General features: G+C 45.0%; 13 protein-coding genes. 12 read left to right on the forward strand and 1 reads right to left on the reverse strand.

Annotated features, from left to right (window positions below; all coding sequences use genetic code 11):
• Window positions 1–132: 132 nt before the first annotated feature.
• From JUE30_RS02160 to JUE30_RS02215, 12 genes are all read left to right on the forward strand, one after another.
• Complete coding sequence (locus JUE30_RS02160) at window positions 133–1,560, forward strand: flippase (protein WP_203623410.1); 1,428 nt, start codon at window positions 133–135, stop codon at window positions 1,558–1,560.
• A gap of 20 nt (window positions 1,561–1,580) precedes the next feature.
• On the forward strand, window positions 1,581–2,537 hold the full coding sequence (locus tag JUE30_RS02165) for a glycosyltransferase family 2 protein (RefSeq protein ID WP_203623411.1): 957 nt from the start codon (window positions 1,581–1,583) through the stop codon (window positions 2,535–2,537).
• A 119-nt stretch (window positions 2,538–2,656) separates the two neighbouring features.
• Window positions 2,657–3,337: a hypothetical protein gene (locus tag JUE30_RS02170; protein WP_203623412.1), complete on the forward strand. Its 681-nt coding sequence runs from the start codon at window positions 2,657–2,659 to the stop codon at window positions 3,335–3,337.
• 20 nt (window positions 3,338–3,357) lie between these two features.
• Complete coding sequence (locus JUE30_RS02175) at window positions 3,358–4,008, forward strand: hypothetical protein (RefSeq protein ID WP_203623413.1); 651 nt, start codon at window positions 3,358–3,360, stop codon at window positions 4,006–4,008.
• 51 nt (window positions 4,009–4,059) lie between these two features.
• On the forward strand, window positions 4,060–5,019 hold the full coding sequence (locus JUE30_RS02180) for a glycosyltransferase family 2 protein (protein ID WP_203623414.1): 960 nt from the start codon (window positions 4,060–4,062) through the stop codon (window positions 5,017–5,019).
• Between the two features lie 118 nt (window positions 5,020–5,137).
• The gene (gene rfbA, locus JUE30_RS02185; protein ID WP_203623415.1) at window positions 5,138–6,016 is read left to right on the forward strand and encodes a glucose-1-phosphate thymidylyltransferase RfbA; all 879 of its coding nucleotides are present in this window, start codon (window positions 5,138–5,140) and stop codon (window positions 6,014–6,016) included.
• Window positions 6,013–6,585 (forward strand): dTDP-4-dehydrorhamnose 3,5-epimerase, encoded by a 573-nt coding sequence (gene rfbC, locus JUE30_RS02190; protein ID WP_203623416.1) that lies wholly within the window; start codon window positions 6,013–6,015, stop codon window positions 6,583–6,585. The genes rfbA and rfbC overlap by 4 nt, the downstream gene beginning before the upstream one ends.
• 2 nt (window positions 6,586–6,587) lie before the next feature.
• Window positions 6,588–7,613 (forward strand): dTDP-glucose 4,6-dehydratase, encoded by a 1,026-nt coding sequence (gene rfbB, locus JUE30_RS02195; protein WP_203623417.1) that lies wholly within the window; start codon window positions 6,588–6,590, stop codon window positions 7,611–7,613.
• 84 nt (window positions 7,614–7,697) lie between these two features.
• Entirely contained in the window at window positions 7,698–8,546 is an 849-nt protein-coding gene (gene rfbD / locus JUE30_RS02200) for a dTDP-4-dehydrorhamnose reductase (protein WP_203623427.1), read from the forward strand.
• A 151-nt stretch (window positions 8,547–8,697) separates the two neighbouring features.
• Window positions 8,698–10,029, forward strand: a complete 1,332-nt coding sequence (locus tag JUE30_RS02205) for a DUF6056 family protein (RefSeq protein WP_203623418.1) — start codon at window positions 8,698–8,700, stop codon at window positions 10,027–10,029.
• Between the two features lie 271 nt (window positions 10,030–10,300).
• Window positions 10,301–10,978, forward strand: coding sequence for a sugar transferase (locus tag JUE30_RS02210; protein ID WP_239061341.1), 678 nt, complete (start codon window positions 10,301–10,303; stop codon window positions 10,976–10,978).
• Window positions 10,979–11,002: 24 nt separating this feature from the next.
• The gene (locus JUE30_RS02215) at window positions 11,003–11,779 is read left to right on the forward strand and encodes a glycosyltransferase (RefSeq protein ID WP_203623419.1); all 777 of its coding nucleotides are present in this window, start codon (window positions 11,003–11,005) and stop codon (window positions 11,777–11,779) included.
• A gap of 206 nt (window positions 11,780–11,985) precedes the next feature.
• Here the strand turns inward: JUE30_RS02215 and JUE30_RS02220 are convergent, their stop codons facing one another.
• On the reverse strand, window positions 11,986–12,879 hold the full coding sequence (locus tag JUE30_RS02220; protein ID WP_203623420.1) for a hypothetical protein: 894 nt from the start codon (window positions 12,877–12,879) through the stop codon (window positions 11,986–11,988).
• Between the last annotated feature and the right edge of the window lie 368 nt (window positions 12,880–13,247).

Raw genomic sequence — 13,247 nt, forward strand, 5'->3', positions numbered from 1 at the left:
GCACCTTGGTTTAGTTTCTCAGGGTCATGTATATAGTTTTTAGTGAGTCGCCTTTCCGCGGTCCTATTTAAGACTTGGTTCATCTTTTTCCCAAGGCGGGCAAACAAACATTGAGTTATTGGAGTTGATGGGTTGAGAGTCATTAAAAATTATTTCTACAGCATCGGTTATCAGATGTTAAATATGGTTCTACCCTTGATTACTGGCCCATATGTAGCCCGGGTCCTTGGCCCAAAAGGGGTGGGCATAAACACTTATACCGGAGCTGTCGCGCAATATTTTGTTCTGTTTGCGGGTCTTGGAATCGTACTTTACGGCAATCGACAAATCGCCTATGCCAGGAGTGATAGACATGAGGTCAGCGTTACGTTTTGGGAAATCCAGCTGATAAAGAGTGTTTCATCTATCCTCGCCTTTCTGGGTTTTGGCTTTTACATATTGATGACGCATGAGTATCAGTTCTATCTGTTGCTACAGTCGTCGTATATCATTGCTGTTGGTTTTGACATTTCATGGTTGTACGAAGGTGTCGAAGATTTTAAAAAAACCTTTACGCGAAATACCCTTGTAAGAATTGTATCCTTTATTCTGATCTTGGCACTGGTTCATTCACCAAAAGATGTTTGGCTTTATATTTTTATTCTCGCTGGATCAAATCTGGTCGGCTATATTGCTCTGTGGCCCGCCCTGAAGCGCCTTGTTGGCCCGGTAAAACTATCAGAGTTGCACCCCACGAGACACTTCAAACCGATGATGGGTATTTTTATTCCATATCTTGCTCTGAGCATCTACCCAGTCATCAATAAAACTCTTTTGAAATCATTTGTTGGCGTTGACGCGTCTGGTTACTACGAAAAAAGTGACGTGATCGTGCGGATGGCCCTAACCATAGTGACTTCAGTTAGTGCTGTTTTGCTTCCTCACGCTTCGAAGTCATTTGCAAACGGCGAGATGGCTTATATCAAGAGACTACTGCAACTTTCATTTAGTTATGTTTCACTGCTTGCGTTCCCAATTGCGTTGGGAATGGCGGCAATTGCACCAAAATTCGGCGTTTTCTTCTATGGGTCAAATTTTTCGCCTGTTGGTTCAGCGATGATGATAGAGGCATTTGCTATCATCTTCATGGGCTGGTCAAGTGTGACGGGAAATCAGTACCTGATCCCCACGAAGCAGACCAACATCTACACAGTCTCGATTCTTGGAGGCGCTTTTCTCAATGTTGCTTTGGATGTTCCGCTCCTTAAAATCATGGGGCTTAACGGTGCTGCTCTCGCAACATTGCTGACAGAGTCCTTCATCGCGATTTATCAGCTTCTAGCGATTCGCCACCAAGTCGGTCACTTGGTATTGTCGCCGGATATCGCCAAATATTTGCTAGCCGGGCTAGCAATGTTTGGTGTCGTCTATACTTTGAGCTCACGGTTGAACATGTCCTTTATCACTTTGCCTGCAGAAGTCATTGCCGGTGGAATGGTTTATCTGGTTTTACTGCTTCTTCTTCGGCCGACCACACTGAAGCAGACTAAAATCTTTATTTCAAGCAGATTAAAAAAGTAGTCGGGGGAGGAGGTGCATTCTTGAGCCTAAAAAGAAGAATTTCATGGATCATCCACAGTGCAGATCGCTTAGATACTGTTATTCGTCTCGATGACCACACGGACAATTTACGTTGGCGGACGATTATTCGCATTCTGTTGATTCCAGCGGCATTAGTGAATCTTCTGAAGCTGATGGCTGTCCGTGAGCCAAAACATTTCCAGTACCAACTTGGGATAGTCTCCATAGTTAAGAATGAAGCCCCTTATATGGCAGAGTGGATTTGCTACCATCTTTCGGCTGGAGTAGATCATATTTTTCTTTACGATAATGACAGTACAGATGACCTGCAGGATGTATTACGTTCCTTCGGTGAACGTGTGACGCTGATCCCGATTCATGGCGTAGTACGGCAACTTGACGCATATAACCATGCTTTGAACCATTATGGCTTGGCCTGCCGTTTCATGGCGTTTATTGATGCAGACGAGTTTATTTATAGTCCCGAGGGAGATCACGAGGTTAAGCCCGTGATAGAGGATATACTGGACAGGCCGCATGTTGGAGGTTTGGCCGTAAACTGGTTGATCTATGGCTCTTCCCATTTTGAACATCAACCCGCGGGATTGGTGACAGACAACTTTGTATTACGGTCGCGTTTTGACTTTACAAAGAACCTCCTGATTAAAACTATTTGCAATCCGCGTCGAGTGTTCTACTTCTCCTTATCCCACGCCCCAAATTACTTACCTGGGTATCATGCGGTGAATGAGCTTGGGACAGTCGTCCCTTGGGCAACCACAAAAGAGTATTCTGGAAAACGTATTAGGTTGAATCATTATTACTCAAAATCACGCGAAGCATTCTTGAAGAAGCGAGCGAGGGGCAGTGGCGAAGTCATTGCGCCGCGGCGCATCGAGGAATTCAAAGAGCACGACAAAAATGATGTTCTTGATGCATCTATGCGTGATTATAATGCGCTTCATCATCTAAGTTGAAGGCAGGTCGTGCGATGAGCTGATGCACCCAATCAAGAATGAAATTAACTTTTAAAGATGTTAGTATTGTTTCTGAAATCGCTGAGTATCTAGTTGGCTTAAAGTGAAGGGAATCATTCATGCTGAACATAAGACAGTTTCTATATAATTTAGTTCATTACGGCGTTGTTGTCCTCGTTGTAACGCTTGCCGGTTTTGTTGGAGGCTATAGTGCACCCAAGTTGTTGAAAAGCCCGACATATTCTTCTTCTTCGACCTTTGTCATGAAGATGACCGATAAGAATGCAAAGGAAACGTTAGGAGATGTCCTAACCCAGAATCAGGCTGATACTCAGCTACTTAGCACCTACAAGGATATTCTGTCCGATTCCTCGGCACTTGATGCAGCTGTATCCAAGCTGAGCACTAGAGACCAAGATTTGTTGGCCAGCAAAGGTGGGGCGAAAGTTCAGGTTAATAATGAATCAAATTCTCGCCTATTCACTATCAGTGTTACAAGTGGCAGTGGTCGCCTCTCGGCCAAAATTGCCAATTTAATGGTCCAAGATTTTCGGCGGTCTGTAAAACAGGTCACAAACCATAATGGCACAGTCGCTGTGATGTCAGTTGCGAAAGCAGGCAATACGACATCCTCTCAAAAGTCTAAGCGTTATGCTGTCGCAGGGGCCGTAGCTGGGTTTGCACTTTCGTTCATGGGTGTGCTCGCGCTGACGCTATTTGATCCTCGGATTCACGCACTCAGTGATCTGACCGATCGCAAGCTGCACGTGGTGGCTGAGATTCCACCTTTCAAGGATTAACACCGAAAGAGGAGAATAAAATGTCAACAAACCAAAACGGAGTGAAAGAACTAAGTCCCAGTAAGAGCATCGATAATTTAGCCAAAGCTCTTTTGATTCATAAGAAAAATTCAGGCGGCAATGTGTTTTTAATGACTACACCTGGTAAAGAAAGTTCAGGGACTAGCGGACTAGCACTTCGACTTTGCCAGTACTTAAGTACTAGGAAAGTCAAGACTTTGGTAATCACCTTTCGACAGGAAGAAATAGCGGCGCTTAAGCGAGAGTTTCAGATTGATTCTAGCAAGGTTTTAGATTCCATTGATACCAAACTTGACGAAGCCAATCTAATGTCGTTGATACAGCATGAGCATGGTCTTGATGTATTAATTGGTGGCGACCTGAAGCAGCAGTCTCCCGCCTTCTTCGTCGAGACTGATTGGCGCAACGGCTTGGCCAATTTAAGCGCTAGCTATGAACTTGTCATTATTACTTCGGGTCCACTATTGACTGAACCGGAGTCTTCATTAATTGCAAGCTCAGTCGATGCAGTTGCACTGGAAGTCAGTTATCAAGTGACAACCAAGAGGATGCTTGATCGTGCCCTGCAAGTACTCAAATATGCTAAGGTTGGGGATATTCTTGGCGTGTATGTTGATCTACCGTCTAACCGTCATCATTTCGATTTTTAGCACCGCTGACTATTTTTTATTGACTAGGTGAGGTGCTGTAAGGAGGAACAGATGACTACAGTAAAAATCCTGATGACAACCTATAATGGTGGGGAATTCATCAGCGAGCAGATTGAATCGCTTCAGTCCCAGACCTATGAGAAATGGAATCTGGTAATCCACGATGATGGTTCTACAGATGAAACGCCGTCAATCCTGGCGCGCTTTGCTAAGTCAGACACGCGAATTTCTGTCGAGGAGAAACTACCAAAGCATCTCGGGGCCAAACAAGGGTTTCATGAGCTGCTGAAACATACTTCAGCCGATTATTATTTTTTTTGTGATCAAGACGACGTTTGGTTACCGAATAAGATTGGGCTGTCAATCGCGGCAATGCAGAAGCTGACCGGCCCAGGCCTGGTTTATACAGATTTACGCGTTGTCGACCAGAACTTGAAGACCTTACAGGCGTCAATGCGCGTGTCAGCACACTATTCAAAAAACACTAATTATGCTCATCTATTAGTTCAGAACTGTGTTACCGGCTGTACGGTAGTCATAAATGACGACTTGAAAAGACTTGTGGTCAGTCAAAATCTTAAAGATGCGGCCATGCATGACTGGTGGTACGCGCTGAATGCTTCAGCCAGGGGGCAAATGATGCTTTTGGATGAAGCAACTATCTTGTATCGTCAGCATGGAAATAATGCTGTAGGGGCTGAAGTTCCGATGTGGCGTCGTGCCTTGCGAATAGATGCTCGGAAAGAATCGCTTAAGAGAATCTACGATATTCAGATTCAGGCTGAGTCACTAATCGCGCAGAGCGTGCCTGTGAAAGCAGTTGATCAAGGCGCAACCAAGTTAGTGGCAAGTTTATTAACTGCCAACCGCTTTTCGGTTTCTTATCAGATTCTGCGCCATGGAACGCTTAAAACAGGCATACTTAAGAACCTGATTTTTCTTTTTCTGATTATCACAAGGCCACGCAATATTGATTCTTATCTCAAACGGAAGACACAGTCGGTGTGCTGAAACACTAAGATCTAGTTAGAGTTGTTGGGGCTTTCGGTATATCGGGTCTGACCGTGATATAGTGGTTGCTGTGAGTTTGATAATTCGTAAAAGGCAGTCTTACAGAGGAGGGTTCTCGTTGAAGGGCATTATATTGGCCGGTGGATCTGGTACGCGACTCTATCCAATCACCCGTGCAATCTCTAAGCAGCTAATTCCTATTTATGATAAACCAATGATTTATTATCCGATGTCAACTTTAATGCTTGCTGGCATCAAGGATATTATGGTGATTTCAACTCCCAAAGATTTACCACGATTTGAAGAACTGTTCGGTGACGGATCGGAATTAGGTCTGAGATTGTCTTATAAGGTGCAACAGCATCCAAATGGATTAGCGGAAGCATTCATCTTAGCTGAAGACTTCATCGGTGAAGACTCTGTCTGCCTAATTCTTGGTGACAATGTTTTCTACGGTGGTGGTTTATCCAAGATGCTGCAGCACGCTGCTAGTAAAAAAATCGGTGCTACAGTTTTCGGCTATCATGTGAATGACCCAGAGCGGTTTGGTGTGGTCGATTTTGACGAGAACATGCACGCCAAGTCGATTGTTGAGAAACCGGCGCATCCAGCTAGTAACTATGCTGTGACGGGGCTCTACTTTTATGACAACAACGTTGTCCAAATTGCCAAGAGTATTACGCCGTCGGCTCGTGGTGAGTTAGAGATCACTGATATCAACAAGGCGTATCTAGCTAAGAATCAATTGGATGTTGAGTTGATGGGACGAGGCTTCGCCTGGCTTGATACTGGCACTCACCAATCTTTGCAGGAAGCGTCGAGCTTTATCGCATCGATTCAAAGACGACAGAATCTTCAGATTTCCTGTTTAGAGGAAATCGCCTATCGGATGGGGTATATCAGCATCGATCAAGTCGCGAAACTAGCGGAGCCTCTGAAAAAAACTGAGTATGGCCAGTATTTGATTAGATTAGTCCAGCAGGAGGCAGCAAAGTGAGTTTAAGAGTAATCAAAACTAAGCTTCAGGATGTGAAGTTAGTTGAAACTGATGTCTTTGGAGATAATCGGGGATTTTTTACTGAGACCTACACCCGAGACAAGTTTCTTGAGGTCGGCATCACTAATGATTTTAATCAAGATAATCAATCTCTTTCTGCTGAGGCTGGTGTGCTAAGGGGCATGCATTACCAGTATGGAGATGCGGCGCAGACAAAATTGGTTCGTGTCGTGACAGGTGTTGTAGAGGATGTTCTAGTCGACATTCGGAAAGGCTCTCCAACGTATGGTCAATGGGAAGGATATATTCTCAGTGAATTTAATCACCGTCAACTGCTAGTACCTCGTGGTTTTGCGCATGGATTTATCACCTTGACGGCTGATGTTAATTTCTGCTACAAGGTTGAGGGATATTATGCGCCTGAGGCTGACAGGGGAATTGCTTTTGATGATCCGGATGTCGGAATCCTCTGGCCAATGTCTCAAGATCGACTGATCATGTCTGAAAAGGACAAGCATCACCCACTGCTGAAAGATGCAGACAACAACTTTGTATATGGGGAGATCTGATAATGAAAATAATGGTTACCGGTGGAGCTGGGTTCATTGGCTCAAACTTCGTGCATTACGTTTATAATAACCACCCTGATGTTCAAATCATCGTCCTTGATAAGTTGACATACGCGGGCAATAGAGCAAACATCGCGGACGTTTTGGGAGACCGGGTGAAGTTAGTGGTTGGCGATATTTGCGATGCGCCACTTGTCGATCGTTTGATGAGCCAAGTGGATGCATGCGTCCATTACGCTGCGGAGAGTCACAATGACAACGCGCTTCTAAATCCTCAACCTTTCTTACACAGTAATGTGATCGGTACGTACACATTGCTCGAAGCAGCCCGCAAATATGACGTTCGGTTCCATCATGTTTCGACTGACGAAGTGTACGGGGATTTGCCACTTCGCGAAGACCTCCCCGGGCATGGGGAAGGCGTTGGGGAAAAGTTCACGACTGAATCGCGCTATAATCCTTCGAGTCCGTATTCTTCGACCAAAGCCGCCAGTGATATGCTTGTTCATGGATGGACACGAAGCTTTGGTGTCAGAGCGACCATTTCTAACTGTTCTAATAATTACGGCCCGTATCAGCATATTGAAAAGTTCATCCCCCGTCAGATTACCAATATTCTGTCAGGAATCACGCCAAAATTGTATGGAACTGGTAAGAATGTTCGAGACTGGATTCACACGGAAGATCATTCGGCTGCGGTTTGGTTGATTTTAACGAAAGGTAAGATAGGTGAGACCTACCTTATCGGTGCCAATGGTGAGAAGGACAACAAAACGGTCCTTGAGATGATTCTCAAAGACATGGGCAAAGATCCCTCCGACTATGAGCAAGTCAAAGATCGTCCCGGGCATGACATGCGTTACGCAATAGACGCGACCAAACTTCGTACGGAACTTGGCTGGGAGCCTATGTTTACGGATTTCGAATCCGGACTCAAGCATACGATTCAATGGTACGCAGACCACGAGGATTGGTGGAAAGCAGAAAAAGCTGAGGTTGAAGCGAAGTATGCTCAACAGGGTCAATAGTCTGTGCCAAATATGATTTCACAAAGCGGTGCGGTTGACGCCCCGCTTTTGTTTCAAAATCCGCAAAAGCAAGGAGATTTAATGATGAAAATTTTAATCACTGGGGCCAAAGGGCAACTAGGTACAGAACTACGGCATATGCTTGATCAAAAGGGGATTGATTACCGGGCTACAGACGCGCAGGAATTGGATATCACTGACGCGGCAGCTGTTCAGAATTATTTAGCAGATTTTAAACCTGATGTCCTTTATCATTGTGCTGCCTATACTGCTGTTGATAAAGCAGAGGATGAAGGTAAAGCCATTAATCAGTTGGTGAACGTTAATGGCACAGAAAATTTGGCCAAGGCAGCAGCGGCCGTGGACGCGACGCTGGTTTATATCAGTACCGATTATGTGTTCGACGGAGACGCCAAGGAGATTTATGCCGTCGATGATCAGCCCGCCCCCCGTAACGAGTATGGTCGCGCCAAGTACGAGGGCGAAAAGATGGTTCAGAAGTATGCACGCAAGTATTATATTATCCGCACAAGTTGGGTGTTTGGTGAGTATGGTCACAACTTTGTATACACCATGCTTAATCTCGCTAAGACTCACGACCACTTAACCGTCGTAGATGACCAATACGGTCGTCCAAGCTGGACTAAGACTCTAGCCGAATTCATGATTTTTGCCATCGACCGCAAGCTTGACTATGGTATTTATCATCTTTCAGACGACAACTCTTGTAATTGGTATGAATTTGCAAGTGAAATTCTCAAGGATAAGGCAGTTACTGTGACGCCAGTTACCTCTGCGGAGTATCCACAAAAGGCATGGCGGCCACGCCACTCAATTCTTGATTTGAGCAAAACCAAAGCTACTGGTTTTGAAATTCCAACTTGGCAGGAAGCATTAACTCAATTTATGGCAGAGCAACAGGCTGATAAGTAACAAGAGTCACACGTGTGATTGCATGTCGTTCGTGTCAAATGCTGGCATCCTAGATGGAAGAAAATCGTCCTTTCGCTAAAATAACGCTGGGATCAATTGTCTTTTCCTGACTGAATACCCATTTCAGAATATGTGCGGAAAGGACTATTTCTTGCTTGTTAAAATTAAGAACAATTTGAACTATCTGGCCGTCGGCGCTGTTTTTGCTTTTGTCTCATTCTGGACTGCAAAAACTCCTGCCTGGTCAGATGACTTTAATAATATTGTCAATGGTAAGGGCTTAACGTTTCTTCAGATTGCACAGACTCAATATCATCGATATTTTGTCTGGTCCGGTAGAGTTGTGGCTGAGTCTATTGCTAGTATCCTTGTGTCACTTGGCAGAATTCCCTTTGGGGTGTTGAACGGGCTTGTGTTTGCCATTATGTCCCTGTTGATTCTGAAGCTGGCTGGTGTCAGTAATTTACATGAACCAAAGAGTTTTATTAAATATACTTTTATTCTACTAGGGCTGTTTTGGCTGATGCCTTCCTTCGGACAAGTTGTACTCTGGACGAGTGGCTCAGGAAATTATTTGTGGACGGCCACTTTGAACCTAGCCTTTATCTATTATATTTTGAAGAAAGTTGACCCCAAAAAATGGGCCGTTTTGTGTCTGATGATTCCTGTTTCGTTTTTAAGTGGCGCCAGCAACGAAAATTCCGGGGTGGGAGTGATTGCCTTCCTGCTACTCTATTTTGCCCTAAATAAAGAACAAATACGTTTTATGAAGACAAGACTATTGTTACTGTTGCCATACCTTTTGGGTTACATTTTTTTAATTGTAGCTCCCGGGAATTCTGTGCGCGCCCGAGTCCATGACGCATGGTTCATGCAATTTAGTCTTTTTGACCGGCTTACAATGCGATTCACGGGGTTAAATGATATTGTTTCGGCAAAGTTGCTGATTCCACTGATTTTGTTGATTCTGTTTGTCGCTTTGAGACTCGTCCATAAGGATTACAAGTTTGTGATTGCAGAAGTTCTGCCTTATTTTGTCGGTGCAGCGCTAATGGTATATGCATTAGTCATGTCACCCGAGTTGGATCCGAATGCAGGTCGAATGTATCTGTTGCCGTTTCTTTTTGTACTGATTGCCACGACCAAGAGCATGGAGCTTGTATTTGATGATCAGTTAAACCGTTTTGTCCTTATCCTGGTATTTATGGTCATGTTCCTTGAGACCTTTCTGAGTCTGAGCAGTGGCTTTATCGACTCTATGAAGACAAATATCGCAATTCAACTTCGATATGATTCTATTTCAGAGCAGAAGAAGCATTATAATCATAAACGCGGGATTGTTGTGTCGCCTTATTCTTATGTTGGTCAGACGAAGTACTCTGTCAGCAAAGAGACAGATTTCGATATGGTTGCGAAACCTACTGGACCATATAATATCCTGCTCTCAAGAGCGTTTGGTGTCACTAAAATATCTATCAAGTAGTCATTAAAATTTCTATTGAGCGAGGAGCACTAATGGAGCTCTTGGGTTCATACCCAATTGACTGCGATGTAGAAAACAATGGCCTACAAATTCGGCGGCTCGGACATCTCTCGGTAAAGAAACGTTAAAGTTTCTAACTTAAACACTACAAAATGCCTGTTTCTAGGCGATTTGCTTGGTCGCTTTTTACCGCTATGTTAAAATATCTCAGTCGAGTAATGACAGAGCAGTTGGCCGAACATTCACTTGTTGGTCGCTGGAGGCATGCTAAATGATGAAGGAATTGAACACAAGAATGATGAAAAATAGTGACGAAAGAGACACACAAGAGCAAATATCCGAGATCAGCGCTCACTTCTTTTATCGTCGCTATGTGAAACGTTCTTTTGATATTGTGCTTTCGGGACTAGGAATTATCGTGCTTGCCGTTCCGATGTTGATTGTGGCTTTTCTTATTAAGATCACATCCCCTGGTCCGGTGTTTTTCTGTCAAACCCGTTATGGTCGCGACAGTCGGCCATTTACTTTGGTTAAATTTCGTTCGATGGCAGTTGACGCTCCTGAAAAAGCCAACAAGGATTTTTCGAAGGAGGCCATGGCTCACTATGTGACGCCCCTCGGCCGGTTTCTTCGAAAATCTTCAATTGATGAGCTACCTCAGCTGTTTAACGTGTTCGTGGGTCAAATGAGTCTGATTGGACCCCGTCCGTTGGCCAAAACAGATAATCATGTCCTTGAGCTTCGGCGAGCAAATGGCGCCGATCGGGTGCGCCCCGGAATAACTGGTATGGCTCAAGTGAATGGCCGCAACGAGGTTTCTGATGATGACAAGGCGGCGTTTGATGCTTCGTATGCCCGAAATTATTCGTTTATGGTGGACGTCAAGTTGATCATCGACAGTGTGATTGTCGTGGTTTCTCAACGAGGCATCAATAAGAAAAATGATTAGTTTTCATGAGAGTGGGGGACTGAGGTGAAACTAAGCTACTCGGTGGTGCTTTATAACCAATTACCAGCCGACATCCGTAAGCTCTATCGGAATATAGTAGAGACAGTTCCGAGGGGCGCTTCCTACCATATTTTTTTCATCAACAACTCTCCTAAAAACCATGATATCAATGTGATTCTGCATGAATTTGAGAAGAATGATCAGCACTTTACAGCGATTTTTCCTCTTGTGAATCGTGGTTTTGGCGCCGGGCATAACTTGGCTGTTAAGCAGCTTGACTCTGAGTATCACTTTATTGTCAATCCTGACGTAAAGATTCCGAACGCTGAACAGATAAGCCAAATGATTGGTTATATGCAAGTGAACAAGGTGGTTTTACTGAATCCGCGAATAGTTGGTTCCGATGGCCAGACGCAGAAGTTGGTTAAGAGACGTCCAACTGTTTTTGATCTTGCTCTGAGATTTGTCGGTGGATGGGCCTTTCCCAAGCGGCAGGCACAATTTGTTTACGATGGACACTATGATCAGGAACATGAAGCTGAGGTCGTTTCGGGCTCTTTCATGGTATGTCAAACTGCAGCATTACAACAGGTAAACGGATTTGACGAACGGTTTTTCCTGTACATGGAAGATACTGACTTGTCACGTAAAATGTTCGAACTTGGGACGGTAGCATACTATCCTAATGCATACATAGTTCATGAATGGCAGCGTCAAAATCGTCGTTCAGTTAAAGGTATTTTGCAGATGTTAAACAGCATGCGCAAATATTTTAACAAATGGGGCTGGCGGTTTGTTTGACACTATCAGTATGAGCATGGCACTTTCCCACGATTAAAGTTGTCAGTTCGGCTTATCTAACCACATTACGGAGGATTGATGGTTGGAGGCGGCCGTGTGCGCTGGGTGATATTACTTTGGCCTTATATCCCGTTGGTTTGAGTGAGAAAATTTCACTTATGTCAACGGGATTTCTGCAGTTTAGATTCATCGTATACGTGCGAGATTTAGTAGGTGAGCTTATTCGCCTCATATTGCAGCCACTCCTGCTGCTTCTCCTCTAAACTGCTCGGTGCCTCCGGTAACAGTTCCACCGGCCGCCCCACTCTCAGCCAGTATTCCCTGAAATTTTCCAGCGGCACCAGCAACTCTGCCCGCTGATATTGATTCTTGATCATTTTGCGCTCGACGCGCGGATCGAGCGCGGTCGCGACAAATATTTTTTGGACGCCACCCCGAGGTGAGCGACTGGGTCTGGTCCGCCATTCGGTATGACTTCTGCCACTCACGGTGTGCATGATGTGCGTTGGATCTTTGAGGATATAGGCCGTCTTGCTGTGAGCCAGTAAGTCCTTTGCGGCCCGCCGCCGCATCGCAAGCTGTTTGTCATGGACCACTGCCAGCTCCTCGAGCCAAACGTGCCGTTCGTGGGTAAAAATGCGGTTCTCCTCGTTTTGCAGCGTGTTAAGCCCAATTTTTCCCGCGAGATACTGGTTGCGAAGATCCTTCACCTTGGCTAACTTTTCATCGCGTTTCAGCATGCCAGTCCAAAATTTTTTAAGTTGGTTTCGGTCAAGCGTCGCGATGCGCTGCCGCACTTGTTGGACGATCCGTTGCTGCGAGGCACGCGTGACGTGAATCGCCGCGACTTGGCCCGATAACCGGACGCGTTGGCCTAGGCTCCAAACGGTTTTGGTCTTGGCGAGCGCCTCAGTGAATTCGACACTGATGGGCTGGCTTGGCAGCGTCAGCGGGGTACCGCCCTGCGTCCAAAACTGATCGACGTACAACACAAGCAAGGGCAGCCGCACAGTATCCCCAGCAGGGTCAATCATGTACCGATTAAACCCGTTCATGACCCAACCTTCGACTTGAAGATAGCCTCCTGCATCCGTCATCATGATCACTTCCTTCATTTTGATGGCGCCAGTGTACACCCGGTTCTATCAAAATGAAAAAAATATGCTTGAGATGATTTTAACAATCTGCATGGGTGATCTTGTCCAAAATATAAAACGCCTGTCTTGCCATAATAAAGTCATGAAGCCGAATAGTCTTGTGAATTTTTCCTCAAAATAATTTACAAAACTTTGACAATAAAATTGTTGACAGCGGTTACAGTATCATGCTATCCTGATTTCGGATGATGGGAGGGCGAGGTAGGAACAACCTTGTCAGAGTTACCCGGAAACTCCCTGGCGATCCGACCTGCACTTTAGGGTTGACCAGGCATGCTGAGCCTTCAGATCTGTTAGGCTATGAAGACTGC

Origin of the sequence: Lacticaseibacillus sp. 866-1 (genome assembly GCF_016861825.1) — a bacterium.
In the GTDB taxonomy this organism is placed as follows: Bacteria; Bacillota; Bacilli; order Lactobacillales; family Lactobacillaceae; genus Lacticaseibacillus.